Source organism: Pseudoalteromonas sp. SaAl2, from assembly GCF_052947895.1.
In genome coordinates this window covers 3,034,674-3,054,684 of record NZ_CM129605.1, presented here as the reverse complement: position 1 = coordinate 3,054,684, position 20,011 = coordinate 3,034,674, and the positions used below count along the sequence as shown (strand labels likewise).

The 20,011-nt window shown below is 39.8% G+C and carries 14 protein-coding genes and 3 pseudogenes; 10 read left to right on the top strand and 7 right to left on the bottom strand.

The genetic code is table 11. The annotated features are described in order from the left end of the window. Nucleotides 1-31: 31 nt before the first annotated feature. On the top strand, nt 32-1,036 hold the full coding sequence (gene trpS / locus ACU8V8_RS14430) for a tryptophan--tRNA ligase (protein ID WP_446887959.1): 1,005 nt from the start codon (nt 32-34) through the stop codon (nt 1,034-1,036). Between the two features lie 118 nt (nt 1,037-1,154). On the opposite strand, the gene ACU8V8_RS14425 is transcribed toward trpS, so the two are convergent. After that, nucleotides 1,155-1,427 (bottom strand): hypothetical protein, encoded by a 273-nt coding sequence (locus ACU8V8_RS14425; protein WP_446887958.1) that lies wholly within the window; start codon nt 1,425-1,427, stop codon nt 1,155-1,157. Between the two features lie 264 nt (nt 1,428-1,691). Between ACU8V8_RS14425 and ACU8V8_RS14420 the strand changes: the two genes are divergently transcribed. After that, nucleotides 1,692-3,839 (top strand): winged helix-turn-helix domain-containing protein, encoded by a 2,148-nt coding sequence (locus ACU8V8_RS14420; protein ID WP_446887957.1) that lies wholly within the window; start codon nt 1,692-1,694, stop codon nt 3,837-3,839. A 143-nt stretch (nt 3,840-3,982) separates the two neighbouring features. Here ACU8V8_RS14420 and suhB read toward each other — a convergent pair whose 3' ends face one another. The 3 genes from suhB to gorA form a co-directional block, all read right to left on the bottom strand. After that, complete coding sequence (gene suhB, locus ACU8V8_RS14415; RefSeq protein ID WP_290209436.1) at nt 3,983-4,786, bottom strand: inositol-1-monophosphatase; 804 nt, start codon at nt 4,784-4,786, stop codon at nt 3,983-3,985. 178 nt (nt 4,787-4,964) lie between these two features. Continuing rightward, on the bottom strand, nt 4,965-5,798 hold the full coding sequence (locus ACU8V8_RS14410) for a mechanosensitive ion channel family protein (protein WP_446887956.1): 834 nt from the start codon (nt 5,796-5,798) through the stop codon (nt 4,965-4,967). 172 nt (nt 5,799-5,970) lie between these two features. Then, nucleotides 5,971-7,332: a glutathione-disulfide reductase gene (gene gorA, locus ACU8V8_RS14405; protein ID WP_446887955.1), complete on the bottom strand. Its 1,362-nt coding sequence runs from the start codon at nt 7,330-7,332 to the stop codon at nt 5,971-5,973. A gap of 131 nt (nt 7,333-7,463) precedes the next feature. Between gorA and prlC the strand changes: the two genes are divergently transcribed. The 4 genes and pseudogenes from prlC to ACU8V8_RS14385 all read left to right on the top strand — a co-directional run bounded on the left by prlC (nt 7,464) and on the right by ACU8V8_RS14385 (nt 13,687). After that, entirely contained in the window at nt 7,464-9,515 is a 2,052-nt protein-coding gene (gene prlC / locus ACU8V8_RS14400; protein WP_446887954.1) for an oligopeptidase A, read from the top strand. Between the two features lie 130 nt (nt 9,516-9,645). Next, a pseudogene (locus tag ACU8V8_RS14395) lies at nt 9,646-10,828 on the top strand (response regulator). Between the two features lie 57 nt (nt 10,829-10,885). Beyond that, the gene (locus ACU8V8_RS14390) at nt 10,886-11,641 is read left to right on the top strand and encodes a class I SAM-dependent methyltransferase (RefSeq protein WP_446887953.1); all 756 of its coding nucleotides are present in this window, start codon (nt 10,886-10,888) and stop codon (nt 11,639-11,641) included. A gap of 120 nt (nt 11,642-11,761) precedes the next feature. After that, a complete protein-coding gene (locus tag ACU8V8_RS14385; RefSeq protein WP_446887952.1) occupies nt 11,762-13,687 on the top strand; it encodes a methyl-accepting chemotaxis protein in 1,926 nt (641 codons plus the stop codon). Nucleotides 13,688-13,735: 48 nt separating this feature from the next. Here the strand turns inward: ACU8V8_RS14385 and yjgA are convergent, their stop codons facing one another. Next, nucleotides 13,736-14,260, bottom strand: a complete 525-nt coding sequence (gene yjgA, locus ACU8V8_RS14380) for a ribosome biogenesis factor YjgA (RefSeq protein ID WP_446887951.1) — start codon at nt 14,258-14,260, stop codon at nt 13,736-13,738. A gap of 136 nt (nt 14,261-14,396) precedes the next feature. Between yjgA and pmbA the strand changes: the two are divergent. Together pmbA and ACU8V8_RS14370 are read left to right on the top strand one after the other, a co-directional pair. Then, nucleotides 14,397-15,747, top strand: a pseudogene (pmbA, locus tag ACU8V8_RS14375) (metalloprotease PmbA). A gap of 153 nt (nt 15,748-15,900) precedes the next feature. Further along, a complete protein-coding gene (locus ACU8V8_RS14370) occupies nt 15,901-16,317 on the top strand; it encodes a VOC family protein (RefSeq protein WP_446887950.1) in 417 nt (138 codons plus the stop codon). A 121-nt stretch (nt 16,318-16,438) separates the two neighbouring features. Here the strand turns inward: ACU8V8_RS14370 and ACU8V8_RS14365 are convergent, their stop codons facing one another. Then, complete coding sequence (locus ACU8V8_RS14365; RefSeq protein ID WP_446887949.1) at nt 16,439-17,095, bottom strand: LiaF domain-containing protein; 657 nt, start codon at nt 17,093-17,095, stop codon at nt 16,439-16,441. A 327-nt stretch (nt 17,096-17,422) separates the two neighbouring features. Here ACU8V8_RS14365 and ACU8V8_RS14360 point away from each other — a divergent pair, with 327 nt between their 5' ends. Both ACU8V8_RS14360 and ACU8V8_RS14355 read left to right on the top strand, forming a co-directional pair. Continuing rightward, a complete protein-coding gene (locus ACU8V8_RS14360) occupies nt 17,423-17,992 on the top strand; it encodes a BON domain-containing protein (protein WP_446887948.1) in 570 nt (189 codons plus the stop codon). Nucleotides 17,993-18,065: 73 nt separating this feature from the next. Continuing rightward, nucleotides 18,066-18,224 carry a YqaE/Pmp3 family membrane protein gene (locus tag ACU8V8_RS14355; protein WP_087533135.1) on the top strand — a complete coding sequence of 53 codons (159 nt, stop codon included), beginning with the start codon at nt 18,066-18,068 and terminating at the stop codon, nt 18,222-18,224. A gap of 425 nt (nt 18,225-18,649) precedes the next feature. Here the strand turns inward: ACU8V8_RS14355 and mgtE are convergent. Further along, a pseudogene (mgtE, locus tag ACU8V8_RS14350) lies at nt 18,650-20,009 on the bottom strand (magnesium transporter). Nucleotides 20,010-20,011 lie beyond the last annotated feature (2 nt).

Sequence of the window (20,011 nt, the reverse complement as noted above, 5' to 3'; positions counted from 1 at the left end):
TATTTTTATTTTAGTAATATAAAGGAACATCATGAGTAAACCAGTAGTATTAAGTGGCATGCAGCCAACCGGTGGTATGACAATAGGCAACTATGTTGGTGCTATTAACCAGTGGGTTAAACTACAGGAAGAGTATGATAGTCACTTTATGTTAGCTAATTTGCATGCTATTACCGTACGACAAGACCCTGAATTGTTACGATCGCGAGTGCTCGATGGCATCGCTTTATATGTTGCATGTGGTATAGATCCTAAAAAAGCTGCTTTATTTGTGCAATCGCAAGTGCCAGAGCATGCACAGTTAGGTTGGGTACTTAATTGTTATGCACAAATGGGTGAACTTAATCGTATGACTCAGTTTAAAGACAAGTCATCTAAGCATGCAAATAATGTAAATGTGGGCTTGTTTGCTTACCCGGTGCTGCAAGCTGCAGATATTTTACTGTATCAGGCAGATCAAGTACCTGTTGGGGATGATCAAAAACAACATTTAGAGCTTACTCGAGATATCGCCACACGTTTTAATAACTTATATGGTGAGGTTTTCACAATTCCAGAACCTTATATTCCAGAGTTTGGCGCGCGCGTAATGAGCTTGCAAGATCCGCTGAAGAAAATGTCTAAATCAGATGACAATCCAAATGGATTTATCATGATGCTAGATGAGCCGAAAAAGATTGAGAAAAAGCTGAAAAAAGCCGTGACAGATTCAGATGAGCAAGCACGTATTTATTTTGATCGTACTGAAAAGCCAGGTGTATCAAATTTATTAACGCTTATGTCTGTTGCCACTAAGCGCTCTATCGAAGAGCTTGTGCCAGAATATGAAGACAAAATGTATGGTCATTTGAAAAAAGATACTGCAGATGCGGTTGTAAGCATGATTGAGCCAATTCAAGCTCGCTTTAAAGAAATTCGTGAAGACCAAACTTTACTTGATAACATCATGAAAACCGGCGCCGAAAAAGCCAGTATTCGTGCTGAGAAGACGTTAAAGTCGGTTTACGACGCGTTAGGGTTTATCCCGCGCCCATAGTCGTTATTGAGACAAAAAATACCGCTGCTTGGATTATTCCCTCAGCGGTATTTTTGTATCTGTAAGATCTGTTTTAGCTGCGTGTTGAAGTGACTCACGCAGCTATTTAGCTTTGCCATTATGCTTTATTGAGTTTGTTAGCTAAGTTTTGATCAATCTGTTTTTGCAGATTTTGCATTGATTTTTCCAAGTTTAAATTTAGTTTTGTATCTAGCCTGCTTTCAAAAGTTTGCTCTTTCTTTTGAGCGTTTTGTACAACTGCTTTTGAAATATGAACATTCCCTAATTGTTGCACTACAAGCTCTGGGTTTCCTGCGGCCATTGCTGAGGATGTAGCAAACGTTGCTGCAACTAATAAAACTGGTAATGCTTTTTTGATTAATTTGTTCATGATAAAACCCTTTTAAATTGTAGATAACTTGTTTACTTAAATGTTTGTTACTAGCGTGTTCGTTGTTGATGGTGATAAGAATAGGACTTAATTGGGTGCAAGTCGCTTATCTAGATGTGAGCAATTAATTGATAAGTTTTAAAAGTTATTTTTCATTAAAAATTAATACGTTAATTTAAAACCTTATATTGCATTATAAGGTTTCACTACATTACTAATCGTCCCTGTGCTAGGGTTGTATAAAATATAAAAAGAAATAATGTTATGAATTATCAAATCGGACCTTGGCAATTTATTGAAAACCGCTGTGTGTTAGTGGCAGGTAATATTGAGCGAGAGCTTGATCCATTACTGGTAAAGCTGTTGCTTTATTTTGTAGCAAAGTCACAACAGATAGTTCCACGCCAAGAGTTAGTTGAGCAGGTTTGGAAACAAAGCTTTGTCGATGATAACGCGATTAACCGCGCTATTTCAGAGTTACGTAAGCAGTTAGCTCATCCTGTTCACAAAGCGCCTCTTATTAAAACTCATTACCGCAAAGGCTATAGCCTCACAGTGGTTGCAGAGCCACTTAAAAAAGCCGAGCCCACTCGGCTGCTAGATACGCCTGTGAACTCAAATTCAATTGAGTCAAATCATCAGGAAGAGGGCATACCAGATCCGCAAGTAGAACTTATACAATCTAAAAATAATATAGTAGCCAAGCGCTTAATTATTGCTGTTATTTTAGTATTGATAATTACAGGGATCAGCTGGGCGGTTTTAAGAGGGGTAGTGGAGAATGACAATGAAAAAAATAAAGAGGTAGCTGCCACCCTTATTCCTAGTACATGGAATATCGGTGCGGAAGCTAATCCTGAGCTATCATCTGATCGACAATTTTTAGCTTATACAAATATTGAACCTGCCCAAGGAGCAATTCGCGCTTTTGTGAAGCGCTTTTCCGATCAACGAGAGGTAGAACTAGTTTATCCGGGGTTTCAGGTTTCTATTTTATCATGGCAATTAAACCAGCACCGAGTACTGTTACAAGCTATCGATATCCCTAATCAGCGGTGCGAAATTGTGTTAGCGGATTTAACTGACTTTCCAATAATTGGCGAATTAAAAAGTATTAAACAGTGTGAACTACGCTATGCAGGGTTTGCCCAGTTAGATGAAGCGGGAGAGTATCTGTATTTTGCAGATTATAAAGCACAAAGAAGTGGCGCAGGGCTTTTTCGTCTTCACTTAAAACAGAATAAAGAAGCTACTTTAATACCAACCTCAGATATTATGTTTGGTGTAAATATGCCGCGTTTATCGCCAAATGGGAAACAAATTGCGTATGTACTTAACCAGCAAGGACAACCTTTTTCAGTTTATGTTTATAACTTAGCAAGTAGTGAGACTAAACGTGTTTTTCAAGCGAAGGAAAAGAGAATTAGCTTCGCCTTTGATTGGCTTCCAAACGACAGTGCTATACAGATTGGTGAAGAAAATCAGCTTACGACTGTGTATCTCAATGGCACTGACATAGTAAACACTGAAACAATAACTATCACGCCTGAGATATCGCCTTTTTATCTGGCTTCATATGCAGCCGATAGTTTATTTTTCTCTCCTGGGCAAACACAGCAGCTGTCATTATTGAAAGTATCAAACTTATTTAGCGATGAGCCGCAGCAGCAAGCTATATTTTCTTCTCAAAGCGACAATTATAACGCGATTGAATTTACCAATGCGCAGGGCACAGGGAAAATATTTGTATCGAATAGATCTGGGAGCGCTCAACTTTGGATGCACCTCGATGGCCGTGAGCAACAGCTAAGTGCTCTTGAATATGAACAAGCTGACACGTCTAAAATTGCACTATTGCGCTTAGCCAGTAACGGTAAATTTGTATTGCTTAATTATAATAAAAAATTGGCCTTTTTTGATATTGCTAGTAAACGGATGCATTCTTTACCTGAGCTAGCTGACTTTAATATTACTACGTATGCCTGGGCCGATGGCAGTGAAAGTTTGTACTTTATTGATCAGCAAGATCAAAACTATCACCTTTGGCAGTTTAGCTTACTTACCAGAGACCTCACTAAACGAGAAGATATTCAACCCCATGCATTATTATCAGCACCTGATGGTGCGGGGTTTGCTGTTACTGATGATGAATTAATACGTTTACGTGATAATAAACGTTGGGCTATTCCAAAAGAGTTACAATCAGCGCTATTCCATACAGTTAATCATGATTACTTATATTTTAATGACGCTATTTCACAGGTATCTAGACTAAATTTACACACTAATGAAGTAGAAAAAACACTTGTTGATTTTCACCCAATAGTTTTTTCGGTTAATGCAGAAAATGAACTATTATTTAGCAAACGCCAGTACAAAAGCACACAAATCATGCAGGTCACATGGCAATAAGTGGATTGAAATAAAAGACTAAATCGCTGATGGGTTCAGCTGCGAAAGGTAAATTTTTATAGTAGTTATAACTGGCTGCTTTCAACGCGGTGTGCATTGAAAGCAGCTGCTGGGAATAAGAAGTAATTTCCCTGGCGTACTGATTAACGAAGCAGTGACTCAGTTAATACAGGGCGCATCTCACGTACAATTGCTTGTGTTAGCTTTGGTGCACCACAAATAAGGTTACCGCTTTGGTTGTAGTTATTACCGCCAGCGAAATCTACAATCATACCACCCGCTTCTTTTACCATTAACTCACCAGCAGCACTGTGCCAAGGTTTTAAGCCAATCTCAAAGAAACCATCAACACGACCAGCCGCAACATAAGCCATATCTAACGCTGTGCAACCTGCACGACGAATATCAGCAGTATGCACAAACAATGCTTTGAATGCTTCAGTGTATGCATCCATGTGGTGTTTGTTTTTATACGGAAAGCCAGTAGCAAGTACAGTACCTGCAAGAACAGTTGTTTTGCTAACACGAAGACGTTTGCTGTTAAGTTGTGCGCCTTGACCACGTGAAGCAGTAAAAAGCTCACCACGGATAGGATCATAAATAACAGATTGGTCTAAACGACCTTTAACTTTTAATGCGATAGAAATCGCGAAATGAGGAAGACCTTTGATGAAGTTTGTTGTGCCATCAATAGGATCTACAATCCATTGGTAATCTGCATCCTTGCCTTTGTGCTCACCTAATTCTTCACCCACGATAGAGTGAGTAGGGTAAGACTGTAAAATAGTGTCACGAATTACGGCTTCAGCTTCTTTATCAATATTCGTTACTAAATCGTTAGTGCCTTTTTGTTGCACTTCAACTTTTGATAAATCTTCACTCGCGCGAAGTAAAAGTTTGCCTGCGTTACGCGCAGCGCGAACCGCAATGTTTAACATTGGATGCATGGTTTTACCTTTGGGTTGTAAAAGAACGTTTATATATTTTAAGCCGGCGTATTTTAACGACTTTTGCCACAAAGTAAACAATAAACCCGAAATAGTTTTGAGTGTTTTTTATACACCCTTGTTTGAAAAGAGGTTTAAATTTATTTTTGTTGCTCTTCAGTCCGTTGAATACATCAGTTTATCTGTGATCGCAAATAATGCTTGTGGATGCTTCGCGGTACCAAAGCTCCATAAAAAATGCAGTTAGCTGGTGTTCTATTTCTAGCGCTCTTTCGGTTGGACAAAATAATGTAAAACTAGCCTTAAACTCACCTAAGTCTGTGGTGCTAAAATGAATTTCTGGTTCTGGCCCTGAAATTTTTGCGTCCAATTTTCTTTCAATAATAGAATTATAACGACTAGCAAGATCGTGAAATTCCTCACAGCATTGTTTTGCTTTTTCACTTAAAACGGTGTAAATCGGGTATGGATTGAAGCTCTCTTTACGAACAATAGTGAAATGATGTGTTGTAAATCGCTTGACGAAATTTAAATTTTTTATTGGCTTGGTGATTAGTTTATTATTAGGTATATAAATAGTCTTACGTGAAAACTGGTATGTGTGCATGTCGATCTCATGCATTGTTGTTTTTATCCAGTCAGTTTCTGCTATCTCTCCGTAGTATTCTCCAACCTGCACCCAGTCACCAACCCGAAACGGGCGTGTGGTGACTAAATAGAAAAAGCCAATCACACATTGAATAAACTCTCGTGTAGCAAGCACAATCGCAACAGCAAATGCAGCTATTGATAGGGCAAAATTTTGAATTTCAGTAGACCAAACAAACAGCAGTAACAGTACAGTTACTAAGTTTATAGAGTGCTTAATATTGTGCGAAATGTAACGAATATCTTTTTCTTTTTTCTGTGCTTTATGGCGCGTAAATCTGTCAACCAACACTTTAAGCGTAAACGCAATAGTGATCATTGCTAATGAAATAAGTACCGGATGGAGCAGTATATCAGTATCCATAAATTCCTAATGGGTGGAATGTTAATAAAAAACACTTGAGTATATTAGCTAAATTTTGCAGGTTTAACCATGATGGAGTACTAATAAAGAGGCTAAGATGATGTGCCAAAAAAGGGTAATAAAAAACCTTGTAGTGAAACTACAAGGTTTTTAGACTCTGCCAAAGCCCGAACTATCTCATGGTAACAAACTCTTCCGAGCCTGTAGGGTGAATAGCTACCACTGAATCAAAATCAGCTTTCGTTGCACCCATTTTCATGGCAACAGCGAAGCCTTGGATCATTTCATCTACAGTAAAACCGATACCATGTAGGCCAACAACTTTTTCATCATCACCTGCGCAAACCAGCATCATGTTACATGCTTGGCGGTGCTGAGTAACGGCGGTGTACATAGCAGCAAAGCTAGATTTATACACTTTTACGTTTTCGCTGCCGAATTGCGAAATAGCTTCTTGCTCTGTTAAACCTATCGTACCAATTGGCGGATGGCTAAATACCACTGTTGGCACTAAGCTGTAATCCATTTTTAAATCATCTGGCAGTTCTTTATTAAACAAACGTTCTGATAAAGTACGGCCCGCTTTAACGGCAACCGGTGTCAGCTCTATGCCATTTTCGATAATATCACCCACAGCGTAGACGTTTTCAGCTGTGGTATTTTGATATTCATCAACTTTTACATAGCCGCTTTCATTAACTTCAACGCCGGCAGCTGCAAGGTTAATTTTATCTGTTGTTGGTGTACGGCCAATTGCCCAAATTACTTGATCAACGTTTTGGCTGTAACCGTTTTCAAAGTGAATGGTTAAGCTGCCATCGCTTTGTTTGACTACTTCTTTTGGTGAACATTCGGTATGTAGCGTTGGACCTTCCTTCGCCATAATATCAACAAGTGTGTCGATGATGTATGGGTCAAATGAGCGAAGAGGCTTGTTTTTACGAACAAATAAGTGTGTTTCAGTGCCTAAGCTGTGTAATACGCCTGCAATTTCAACGGCAATATAGCCTGCGCCAATTACGGCCACACGTTTTGGTTGTTCGCTTAATTCAAAAAAACCATTTGAATCAATTCCGTGCTCAGCACCTGGGATATTTGGAATAGTTGGGCGGCCACCTACAGCAACTAAGATATGATCAGCCGTGTATAGCTCGCCGTTTACTTCAACGGTTTTATTATCAACAAACTTAGCAAAGCCATTGATCACAGTCACGCCATTACTGGCTAAGTATTTGTCATAACCTTGGTGGATACGCCCAATATAAGCTTCGCGACTTTCGACTAATTTAGCCCAGCTGAAGCTTTTTAGTTCTACATCGAAGCCATAATCTGGTGCGTAAGCATTAATTGCTTCGGCAATTTGTGCGCCGTGCCACATTACTTTTTTTGGTACGCAACCTACGTTTACACAGGTGCCACCCATGTGTTGTGCTTCAATCAGTGCTACCTTAGCACCGCGCATTGCTGCACGGTTAGCTGAGCCGATACCGCCACTACCGCCACCAATTGCAATGTAATCAAAATGCTGAGCCATTTTTAGTCCTCAAGTTTATATAAAACGTAATAGTTTGATGATAACACAAGGTTGACCCGTGAAAAGCCCCTTGTATTTCAAGCTCTGCGCCCCAATTTAAAAATCATCTTCGAAACGATTTGAGAGCGAACATGAGCGATTTACAAAATAACCCACTAGTAGGCCTTGAGGGCTTGCCACCATTTTCAAAAATTAAGCCCGAGCATGTTGTGCCAGCACTTAAAGCAGGTATTGATGAATGCCGAGCAAAAATTGATGAGGTTTTGGCTAAAAAGTCATTTACTTGGCAAGACTTAGTGTTACCGCTTGAAGAAGTCGACGATAAACTTTCACGCATGTTTTCTCCTGTTTCGCATATGAACTCTGTAGTTAACTCAGATGAACTACGTAAAGAATATGAACAATGTTTACCGCTTATTTCAGAGTACTCAACGTTTGTTGGTCAGCATCAGGGGCTTTACGACGCTTATAATGCACTGTACAACAGCGATGAATTTAAAACTTTGAGTACCGCACAGCAAAAATCAATTACCAATGCATTACGTGACTTTGAGCTTTCAGGTATTGCATTGGCACCCGAACAACAAAAACGTTACGGCGAGATCAGCGCACGTTTGTCTGAGCTTGCTGCTAAATTTGGTAACAATGTGATGGATGCTACGCTTGCATGGCAAAAACATATTACTGATGAAAGTGAACTTGCAGGTTTACCCGAATCAGCATTAGCACTGGCAGCCGATACCGCAAAAAGCAAAGAGTTAGATGGTTGGTTATTCACGTTAGATTTTCCGTCGTATTTACCGGTAATGACTTACGCTGATAACCGCCAGCTGCGTGAAGAAACCTATACGGCATTTGTTACTCGTGCATCAGACAAAGGCCCAAATGCGGGTGAATTTGATAATTCAGCGATTATGAGTGAAGAACTTGCGCTGCGCCATGAACTTGCTCAATTGCTGGGCTTTGAAAGCTACGCTGAAAAGTCACTTGCAACCAAAATGGCTGAAACACCAGAACAAGTGTTTTCATTCTTAGAAGACTTAGCAGCTAAATCAAAACCTCAAGCAGAGCAAGAGTTAGCAGAGCTTCAAGCTTATGCTAAAGAAAAACACGGTATTGATGAGTTAGCTGCGTGGGACTATGGCTATTATGGCGAAAAGTTAAAGCAAGAAAAGTACGCTATTTCAGATGAAGTTCTGCGTCCTTACTTTCCTGCCAATAAAGTGCTCAGTGGCTTATTTGAAACAGTAAATCGTTTATTTGGAATTATCGTAAAAGAAGTTAAGGATTTTGACAGCTATCATAAAGATGTACGCTTTTTTGAGATTTACGATAACAGCAACACCTTACGAGGACGCTTTTATTTAGATTTATACGCACGTGATCACAAACGTGGTGGTGCCTGGATGGATGATTGTATGGGCCGAAAAATTCGTGCCAGTGGCCAGCTGCAAACGCCCGTTGCTTATCTAGTGTGTAACTTTAATAAAGCGGTTGGCGACAAACCTGCATTGTTTACTCACAACGAAGTGACTACTTTATTTCATGAGTTTGGCCACGGTATCCACCATATGTTGACCCAAGTTGAAGCGGCACCAGTTGCGGGTATTAACGGTGTTGCATGGGATGCTGTGGAGCTACCGAGTCAATTCTTAGAAAACTGGTGTTATGAAGAAGAAGCACTTAACTTTATTTCAGGCCATTATGAAACCGGCGAACCACTGCCTAAAGAGTTGCTAGATAAACTGTTAGCAGCTAAAAATTATAATTCAGGCATGCAGATGCTACGCCAAATTGAGTTCTCATTGTTCGACTTTAGAATTCATAATGATTATAAAGCGGGAGAAGAATGTCAAATTCAAGCGCGTTTAGATGAAGTGCGTAGCCACACATCAGTTGTTAAACCGCCAGAATTTAACCGTTTCCAACATGGCTTTAGTCATATTTTTGCCGGCGGTTATAGTGCAGGCTATTACTCATATAAATGGGCTGAAGTGCTATCGGCAGATGCATTTTCACGTTTTGAAGAAGAAGGGATTTTTAACCCTGAAACGGGTCGATCCTTTATGCAGCACATTCTAGAAAAAGGTGGCAGCGAGGAGCCAATGGCATTGTTTAAAAACTTCCGTGGTCGTGAGCCAAGTGTCGACGCATTACTGCGTCATAGCGGTATTGCCGCATAAGTTTAATACTGATATTTAATTTGAGTAAAAAGCGCCTTTTGGCGCTTTTTTATTATTAAACTAATAATTTTTCGCAAAATCAGTGCTCCGTACTATGCTTTTTTAAGTAATAAATAAAAAGGGAATAAGCATGACTAAGCTAGTACTGGCAATTGACGATGATAAATATGTTCACCATATTATAGAAGAGTCACTAGCAGGGTTTTGTAAACTCATACATGCTAAAAATGGTGAAGAAGGGCTCAGAAAAGCGATAAAATATAACCCTGATATTATTTTACTTGATGTTGAAATGCCGGGAAAGTCAGGTTACGAGGTATGCACAGAGCTCAAATCACTTGAGCAAACAAAAGAAACGCCGGTGATGTTTTTATCTGGTAAAAGTGAGCTACCGGAGCGAGTTAAAGGCTATAACTCTGGAGCTGCTGATTATATCGTTAAGCCATTTAACGGCGAAGAATTAATGGCGCGGATCCGTGTTTTATATCAGTATCGACAGCACTCAATTAAGCTTAAAAGTGATGTAGAGCGCGCGCAAATAACCGCGGAATTAGCAATGACTGATTCGGGTGATATGGGGCGAATAATGCGTTATGTTGGGCAGAGTTATCATGCTCATGATGTGAAATCCCTATCAACGTACTTTTTTGAATTTTTCAGGCCTTTTAATTTAGAGGTAGTCATTGCTTATTGGCATCAGGAGGTTGGTATATTTTGTAGTGATGAAGGCGGGGTTTGCCCTCTTGAACAAGAGCTACTAGAAAAGCACCGTCACGCTAATCGATTCGTTGATTTTAGCAGTCGCACTATAATTAACTATCCTAAAGTGTCGATTTTAATAAAAAAATATGCCGCTAGATGATGCTGCATTGTATGGTCGCTATAAAGACCTATTTCCGCATATTTTAGAAGTCACGAATGCTAAAGTTCAAGATATGGAAGTTAACGAAAGGGCTTTATCTCAAGCACATAGTGTCAGTAATGCGTTTGCTGAACTTTCAACAAAAATGTACGACAATAGTGACGCTAGAGAATTGGCCGTAACCAAACTGGCGGTTCAATTAGCTGAAATCCGTAAAACCATCGAGCAAAAGCCTGAGCTTAAATATAATCAAGAGTTGGTTTTTCATTTAGAGCAGTTAGAACAAACACAATCTGAATTTTCATCTTTAAATGAAGAGCTAGCATTTATAAAGTATCAGCTTAATCACATTATTGAATCACGAAATGAGCTGGTGATAAGCTTAAGTAAGATCGCAAATCCAGAGCATACACAAGAGGTAACTTCACAAACTGATATTGAGCTATTTTAGTGCTATAGCGGGCAGCTCTTGATATACTCTGCAGGCTATTTTTGGTCGGAGTTAGTTTTGGTTATACAGTGTCCTTTTAAAGAAATGCGTTCTTATCTTACTGAAGTAGAGCAGCGATTTGGTTTAGAGCAGTGGGCTGCACAACAACACGGTTTTTCTTTGCATTATGATGATCAGGGGCTTAGCTTACGTAAAACTGATGAGCCAAAATTGGGGGCTATTAGTGTTGACTTTGTTACTGGGGCTGCGGCACATAGACGCAAATTTGGTGGTGGTAAAGGACAGTCCATAGCAAAGGCGGTAGGTTTAAATAAAGGCGCAACACCGGTGGTGTTAGATGCAACTGCAGGGCTTGGTCGAGATGGTTTTGTATTAGCTTCTCTTGGCTGTAAAGTTATTTTACATGAGCGTCACCCAGTTGTAGCTGCCCTTTTATATGATGGCTTACAGCGTGCATATGATGATCTTGAAATTGGCGCCTGGATGAGTGAAAACATGAGCCTAGTGTTTGGTTCAAGCCATACATTACTTGCTCAATGCGAAAGTATGCCTGATGTTGTTTATCTTGATCCTATGTTTCCTCATCGTGAAAAATCAGCATTAGTTAAAAAAGAAATGCGTGTATTCCAAGAGTTAGTCGGCGCTGATACAGATGCTGATGATTTACTCGAATTTGCCTATCCCCTTGCCAGTAAAAGAGTTGTGGTAAAGCGCCCTGATTATGCACCATTTTTAAATGATAAAACTCCTAGCATGCAAATAAAAACAAAGAAGAACCGTTTTGATGTCTATGTGAAAGCGGCCATGATCTAATCGTTTAGTATTTAAAATAAATGCTAAATGACCAACATGTAGTAACTTCATGCTGGTTTTCATTAAACCGTCATAAATAGTTAATATTCTACGCGCGCAGTTAAACGAGGGAGTTCTTTTATGCGCGTGTCATCATTTACCCGGTTATTGGCAATTTTACTAGCCTTAGCCAGTATACTCTTAGGAGCTACCCTGTTCTGGGCCAGCCAAACCTTAGTCAAACTTGAACAACAAGACCAATCATATAACCAATTAAAAAATAAGATTTTGGTCGACCTTGAAGGTTTGCTGGAAGATTACTTAGCTAAGGGAGATAGCTTGTACTTAGGTCAAGCATCTGAACTTATTAGTGAAGTAAAGCGAACGGATCTTAATGTATTACCCAGCAATTTAAAGCAGCGACTAGATGTTTTACTTACCCAGTTAGACACTGATATTAATGGTAAATACCGAGCGCTAGGTAAGCTCTCTGGTAATGAGACTGCATTGCTTGATAATGCATTACGGCAAATGGCAGGCTCCGCCTCTTCTTTGATTAATTATGCGAACAAAGCGCAGCAGCAGGGCCGATTTGAGCAGCGATATTACTCTTTAGCGAGCGACTATTATAGTGAAGTGACCTCGCTGTCTTTATTTACTTATCAGCTAATTATTGGTTTTGATCAAGACACTCAAGATAGCTTAATGCAAAGCGTGGCTAATCTAAATAGTCTAGCAAAGCAGATTGATACTTTGGAGAATCTCGGCGTTATGAGCGAAGTCGATGAAGATGCCCTCTTTTTTGGTGCGCAAGCAGAAGATTTAGCCGATGAAATTAAAGCAGAGTTAAGCAGTTGGCCGAATCGCTACCCGAGAGACTTAGCCAGCACCATTGAGCAAGCTCAGCAACGGCAAATAGGAATAGAGGAGCTGCGTAAACAAATTACCTTGTTGTCTGATACAGTGATCAATGCCGAGCAGCAATTAAGTGCAGAGCAAGCAACGTTAAAAAGGCAGGTGCTGGTTGTGTTTGCGATAGCGATTAGTTTGTTAGTTATTTTGGCTATTGGTGTTTATATCGTTCAACGAAATCAGGTACTTAACCCCTTAAGGCAACTTCGTGATGGTTTTGCTTTTTTAATCGAAAGTAATGAACTTAAAAATATAGAAAGTAATAACCCTAAAACAGAAGTAGGGGAAATTGCCGCTTATTTTAACTTGTTAATTGAGCGGCAACGCGGCGAGGCGGATGAGCGCGCACAAATGCTTAAGGTAATAAATGACTTTATGCAGGAGATGAGTGAGCATTTACATACTATTAGTCAGCAAACCAATGATAGTCACCAGCAAGTTGAGCAAAACCAAGCTCTATTGAGTAATATTCAGCATATAGGCGACCAGGTAAATAATATTAATAGCCAAGTAGCGGATAATGCAAAGCAAACATATGCGGCTATGGAACAGAGTTTAGGTTTTGCAGAAAACATGCTCAGTGCCAGCTCTCATACTCAACAGCGTGTTGATGGTGGTCTCAAAAGCCTGCAAGAGCTACTAAGTGGTGTACAAGATGTAGGACAGGTTATTGAGGTTATTCGCACCATTGCAGAGCAAACAAATTTATTAGCTTTGAATGCGGCGATTGAATCTGCACGTGCAGGTGAGCATGGCCGAGGTTTTGCGGTAGTGGCAGACGAAGTACGTAAGCTTGCTCGTCAAACACAGGGCTCGTTGAGTGATATAAACGATCAATTAAATTTGTTAAGCGAAAACTCGACTATGGTATCGACTCAAATATCAGCACTTGCTGATGATGCTCAGTTACAAACGGATAATGCGCAGGATCTTAAACGTAACTCTGAAGGAGTGGCCAGCAATGCTCAAGATGCTAATAAAGTGGCGTTTGATGCAATGGAGTTGGCTAAACAGCAAAATGCATTATTAGAGAATTTTAGTGAGTCGATGCAGAACATGAAAGGGCAAGTCAGTGAATCAAGTCATTTAGTCGAAGATATTCATCAACGCTTACAGCAACAGATGCAAACCATTCGTGGTAGCTTAGGGTTATAAAATTTATAAGCAGATTAAAGTTTAATGCCTTTAATCTGCTAACAGAAATTACATCATGGTGTCTTTTAAGTATTGAAATAGCTCTTTATAGCTTCGAGCTGGCTTTTCAGCTTTTACTTCTTTCGCTGCGTTTCTTACTAGTTGACGCATTTTTTGGCGCTCAAGGGCCGGATATTGCTCAATCGTTTCATTGATTAGATCATCGCCTTGTACAATTAAGTCGCTGCGTAACTGCTCAATCTTTTTGATCATTACTTCGGCTTGATTGTTTTTATTAAGCATAATATCGATGATGGCTTTGATCTCATCGATATTTTCAACGGTACGTAGCGTTTTAGCGATGTAATTTAGGTGACGGCGATAAGCATCACTTTTATTACTGATCTTATCGGCAACGACCATCGCGGCTTTTAAATCATCATTGAGAGGTAAGCGCTCGCGTTGCTTTTTGCCCATTTTTGCAATATCAGAACCTAACTGATGAAACTCTTGCGCATCACGCTTAAGCTCACTTTTCGATACGTAAATAATTTCTTCTTCAATTTCAGCAGGGTTGCCTTTTTTCTTCGCCATGGGGTGCTCATATAAGATCGTTAACTGGAACCATTATACTTGATTCTTTTAATGATTAATATTAGCTGATGCAATGCACTGGGTGTGTTAGCATTTAAACTATATTAAAAGTGATAGCCGCGCAGGACCTACGAACATGAAAAGCCAACAGCAAGATCCTATTTATACACAAATTTCTCAAGTAAAAGACGCCGTAGCAGAAGTGTTAGAACACGCAAAAAAAACTGGGTGCAACAGGTGCTGAAGCGGCCATGTCGAGCACCTCAGGTTTATCTGTCAGCACTCGCATGGGCGAAGTTGAAACCATTGAATTTAATCAAGATGGCGGCTTAGGCATCAGTGTTTATGTCGGCAACCATAAAGGCTCTGCTTCTACAGCAGACCTAAACCCGAAAACTTTGCGCACTGTAGTTGAAAAAGCCATCGATATTGCCAAGTTTACTTCTGATGATCCGCATAACGGGGTGGCAGATAAGGAACTATTAGAGTTTGCACCGCTCGATCTCGATTTATATCATCCTTGGGATGTTAGTCCAGAGCAGGGTATTGAGCTTTGTCATAGTGCAGAGCAAGCTGCGCTTAATGCCGATGAGCGCATTGTTAATTCAGACGGAGCGAGTTTTTCATCTCACCAAGGCCTGCGCGTGTATGGTAACAGCCACGGTTTAATTGCTGGTTACCCGCGTACGCGACATAGCATCAGTACTATGGTTATTGGTAAAGATGGCGAGCAAATGCAGCGTGATTCAGCGTATACCCTGTCTCGTGAACAAAGTGGTTTGAAAGATGCTGCAGCAGTAGGGCTTGAGGCCGCAAGTGAAACGTTAGCTAAATTAAATAGCCAAAAATTGGGCACGATGAAAGTGCCAGTTATCTTTCGTGCTGATATTGCTAATTCATTATTTGGCCATTTAGTATCTGCAATTGGTGGCGGTGCTTTGTATCGTAAATCGAGCTTTTTAATGGACAGCCTAGGTACGCAAGTATTTAGTGATGTTGTTAATATTTCTGAGCGTCCTCACCTTTTAAAGGGGCTCGCATCGACACCTTTTGATAGTGAAGGGGTGAAGACCATTGACCGTGAAATTATTCAAGGCGGTGAATTACAAACTTATCTATTAGCCAGCTACGCAGCTCGAAAAATGAATATGACGCCGACAGGTCATGCCGGTGGTATTCATAATTGGCTTGTTGAGCAAACTCACCAAGACTTAGCACAGTTACTAAAAACCATGGGCACAGGTTTATTAGTGACAGAATTAATGGGGCAAGGCGTAAATACTGTAACTGGCGATTACTCACGTGGCGCGGCAGGTTTTTGGGTTGAAAATGGTGAAGTACAATACCCTGTGAGTGAAATTACCATAGCAGGCAAGCTGCAAGATATGTTTAAAGCAATTGTTGGCTTAGGTGGCGATATAGAACGCCGTGGCGGGATTCAAACAGGCTCAGTGCTGATTGAAGAAATGCAAGTAGCGGGAAGCTAGCCGTAAGTTAAAGGCTATAAACTACATGACTAGGTTCTAGGGCCTAAAACCTAGTTCCTAGAGCCTAATACCTTTCATTTATAAAAACACTTTACCTCAACTTAACTTTAGGTTTTAAGCTAGCTTTAACTACTTAAATAAAGGAATTTTATTATGTATTTAGAGCACGTAAATTTAGTTGTTGATGACGTTGACGCAATGCTGCACTTTTATAAAGCAGCATTTCCACATTGGTATATCAGAAGTCAGGGTAAAAGTGCTTGGCATGGGAAACCACGACAATGGCTGCATTTTGGCGACGATTATCACTACTTAGCATTAAGTGATAATGGAGAGCAAAGAAATCGAGACTTAACTGGCCACCAGGTCGGCTTGGCACACTTTGCATATGTTACAAATGACATCGCAGCTGTTATTAATCGTTTAGAGCTTGCGGGCTACAGTATTGATAAAGCAGGCGCAGAAAACCCTTTTCGTAAAAATGTGTATTTTATTGACCCTGCCGGTTTTGAAGTTGAGTTTGTTGAGTACCTCAGTGACATACCCAAAGAGCGTAATAATGATTTTTGATTCAACACTATTAATCAAGGCTGAAGCGAGTTCCTACGTTATATTGCCATGTAGGAGAGCGCTTTAGCGCCGAAACGTTGGGCACGGGGTTTAAACCATAAACCCAACCTAGCAGCATGCTTTAAGATTTATTCATATCTTTCCAGCTGGTTTTTAGGCTATTGGCAAAGGAGATAAACTTTTCTTTAATGGTACGTTTTACTTTGATCTCTACTGAACCGAGAATCACTTTACCTTCTATAGTTATAGTAGGGCCATGAAGTTTGTTAAGCGATACAGATTTGTTTTCAACACTGCCAACAACACTAAATATTTTAGACACCACATTCACATGTTCTGGCACGTATATCTCATCGCTACCTAATAAACAGTTAACGTGTAAAGTAATGTGCTGGTGTTGAAATATTGCATCGGTAAAATCTAATTCAATCGAACCCAATAGATTCGTTATATGAATTTCTTTGGGTACGACCCATTGGCCACTACGTTCATTGGAACCTAATATACTCCTTAAGTGTAATGCTTCGTCTTGGCTTTGGTTACTATAGTGAGGACTAAACTGTGCACGCTTTTCATTTTGGTAACTAGTATCAGCTTTTAAATCTAAATCACTTACTAGCTCCATTAATACTAAGTTATCTGTTGCGGCCATTGCTTGGTCTAAGCGACGTTCGAATGCTTCTGCAGATATAATCCCATGACTGTAGTTATAGATTAATTGATCAATAACTTGTTCGCGTACTTGTTCGATTGGGCGATCTTCTATTTTAACTGTCATGATGGTATCCCTATATAATGGCTGTATTATTTTTCTACTTCGATAACTAAAGCAAAGCTCAGGCCAATAATTAACTTATTAAAATTCAGTTGCTTATTTCCCACTCTCAATTTTTTAATAGTAATATTAACGACAGATTAATAAAAACAACGACTAAATGGTAAATCTGACACAAGCAGAACAAATTACCGAATTGTTTGTAAATTATTACCAAGTGAATATCGCTATAAAATACCACCTCACCATAAGTCTTTGATTTAAATAAAATTAAAAGTTGGCTTGATGTTCGCATTAACCTAAGTGTCTTTAATCAAAAGGAGAAAGATTATGAAAACATTTAACAAATCTATGATTGCGGCTTTAGTTCTTGGTACAACAGCTATGGGTGCACAAGCAAGCAGCTGGGAAAATGAAAGTAAAGATGCTTGGATTGATGGTAAGGCGGAAACAGTTCTTTTAATGAACACTAATCTTAACAACTTTGACATTAACACTGACGTAAAAAATGGCAAGGTTGTGCTAACCGGTAAAGTCGAAAGCGACTTAGATAAAGAGCTTGCTGAAGAGCTTGTATTAAGCCTTGATGGTGTAAATGATGTTGATAACGAACTGACTGTCGTTAAAAATGTTGATACCGATCACAAACGTATGAAATCTGATGTTGATGACACTGAAAGCGATTTGACAGACGCAAAAATTAGTACTGTGATCACGACACGCTTCTTATTTAATTCAGAAGTTGGCGGTACAGATATCGACGTAGATACTGATAAAGGTGTAGTTACACTTAAAGGTACTGTTGAGTCAGAAGCTGAAAAACAACTAGCGATGAAAATTGCTAAAAATGCTGAAGATGTTCGCAATGTAGTTGATGAGCTAACTGTTGTTGCTGAATAATTACTTATTATGAAATGCCCAGCTAGGCTGGGCTTTCTTATGCATTTTAACAAATTGGCAAGGAGCGATAACAATGGATTTAATACGAATTATCTTATCAGTGTTGATCCCACCACTTGGTGTTTTTTTACAAGTTGGTTTAGGGGCACAGTTTTGGATTAATATTTTGTTAACATTACTAGGGTATATTCCTGGTTTAATTCATGCGATTTACATAATCGCCAGACGTTAATTAAGTCTTTGCAATGCAAGTCTTACAAGGAGGAACTATGGAACATGTACAAAAGGACTCTCAGCAAAGAAAAGCTGAATGTGCAACGGCTTTATGGACAGCTAAGCAGTGGAAGCAATTTATGGATTCATGAGCAAGGATTGAATGTAGCACGATGGATGTGACAAGGATTGAATGTAGCACGATGGATAAGTGACAAGGATTGAATGTATCACTATGGATTAGTGCAAGGAAGAACAAACTATATGGTTAGCTGTTGTATCAGTAGTTTTAGGATAAATTAGCGGATAATATTGTGGTTTCACATGGATAAATAAGGAGATTACTAGGATGGTAACTATCAAATCATAAGTGCATGCTTATCTAATGAGAGCATGCACTTATGAATACTTCTTAAAACGATTTAATTAAAAAGAACCTTGAACCTAAATAAGTAACCAAGTCGCAGTACCTAAAAAGGCGAATATACCAACAATATCTGTGATTGTTGTTAATACAACACTGCCTGCGAGTGCAGGATCAATTTTCATTTTTTTAAGTAGTAATGGAATACTAGCACCCGCAATACCTGCAGCAACCAAATTCATAAACATAGCAAACGCTAAAACGCCACCCAGTTTAAAAATCCCATTGCCAAATAGCAACAACACCGGCTATTAAGATAGACCAAACCATACCGTTTATTGCACCAATTGCGAGCTCTTTTAACATTAAAAAGCGTTGGTTTGTTTGATTGATGTGACCCACAGCAATACCGCGGATCACTAAAGTTAAAGTTTGGCTACCTGCAACGCCACCCATTGAAGGCACTATGCCGTTAAGTACCGCAAGGATTGGCAATATGGCCAAGGTATTTTCGAAAAAACTCGCTACGATAGCGGCCAGAAGAGCTGTTAATAAGTTTACACCTAACCACACAGAACGCTTCTTCGAACTTTTTAATATGGGAGCGAAGGTATCTTCTTCATCATCAAGACCGGCTAAGCTTAACAAGCTGTGTTCAGCATCTTCACGGATTACATCTACAATGTCATCGATTGTGATACGGCCAAGCAAATGGTCATTATCATCAACGACGGGTGCCGATATCCAATTGTGTCGCTCGAATAGTTGGGCAACTTCGCTTTCATCCATGGCGATTGAAATTGATTCGCAGTCTTCATCCATTAAGTTGCGAATGATTTTGTCTGGCGGGTTAGTTAAAAGCGTTGTGAGTGACATAGCACCGAGAAAACAATTGTGTTTATCTACAACGTATAAGTCATCGGTACCTTCAGGTAACTCTCCGCGTAGGCGTAAATATCGAAGCACCACATCAATTGTAACGTCAGGACGAATAGTCACCGTATCCGTATTCATAAGAGCACCAGCAGAGCGCTCTTGATAAGAGAGAGCTTGTGTTGCACGCTCTCTATCTTGGCTATCCATGGCCCCAACTACGTCTTGGTAGACGGTATCAGGTAGACTTCTTAAAACCTCCCCTAAGTCATCATGACTCATGTCTTCTGTCGCCGCAGCTATATGCTCTGGCTCCATTTGCGCGATGATACCTAATCGTACGTCTTCAGAAAGCTCCTCTAAGACATCACCTTGTACATCAGGATCAACTAATTGCCAGAGTAGTTTACGGATCTTGTGCGGGGAAGATTCGAGTAATAATGCTGTGTCACAAGGAGCTGTTTTTGCCAACATTCGCCTAACTTGAACAAATTGACCACTATTGAGTGACTTGGTCACTTGTTTTAGTTGTTGTAGTGGGTAATCTTGTTCAAAAGCTTCAGGCATTG

Coding starts and splice junctions, on each gene's coding strand:
- yjgA (WP_446887951.1), bottom strand. CDS start 14,260: ATGGCGAAGAAAAAAGGCAACCCTGCTGAAATTGAAGAAGAAATTATT.
- trpS (WP_446887959.1), top strand. CDS start 32: ATGAGTAAACCAGTAGTATTAAGTGGCATGCAGCCAACCGGTGGTATG.
- ACU8V8_RS14425 (WP_446887958.1), bottom strand. CDS start 1,427: ATGAACAAATTAATCAAAAAAGCATTACCAGTTTTATTAGTTGCAGCA.
- prlC (WP_446887954.1), top strand. CDS start 7,464: ATGAGCGATTTACAAAATAACCCACTAGTAGGCCTTGAGGGCTTGCCA.
- ACU8V8_RS14410 (WP_446887956.1), bottom strand. CDS start 5,798: ATGGATACTGATATACTGCTCCATCCGGTACTTATTTCATTAGCAATG.
- gorA (WP_446887955.1), bottom strand. CDS start 7,332: ATGGCTCAGCATTTTGATTACATTGCAATTGGTGGCGGTAGTGGCGGT.
- ACU8V8_RS14360 (WP_446887948.1), top strand. CDS start 17,423: ATGAAAACATTTAACAAATCTATGATTGCGGCTTTAGTTCTTGGTACA.
- ACU8V8_RS14355 (WP_087533135.1), top strand. CDS start 18,066: ATGGATTTAATACGAATTATCTTATCAGTGTTGATCCCACCACTTGGT.
- ACU8V8_RS14420 (WP_446887957.1), top strand. CDS start 1,692: ATGAATTATCAAATCGGACCTTGGCAATTTATTGAAAACCGCTGTGTG.
- ACU8V8_RS14365 (WP_446887949.1), bottom strand. CDS start 17,095: ATGACAGTTAAAATAGAAGATCGCCCAATCGAACAAGTACGCGAACAA.
- ACU8V8_RS14370 (WP_446887950.1), top strand. CDS start 15,901: ATGTATTTAGAGCACGTAAATTTAGTTGTTGATGACGTTGACGCAATG.
- ACU8V8_RS14385 (WP_446887952.1), top strand. CDS start 11,762: ATGCGCGTGTCATCATTTACCCGGTTATTGGCAATTTTACTAGCCTTA.
- suhB (WP_290209436.1), bottom strand. CDS start 4,786: ATGCATCCAATGTTAAACATTGCGGTTCGCGCTGCGCGTAACGCAGGC.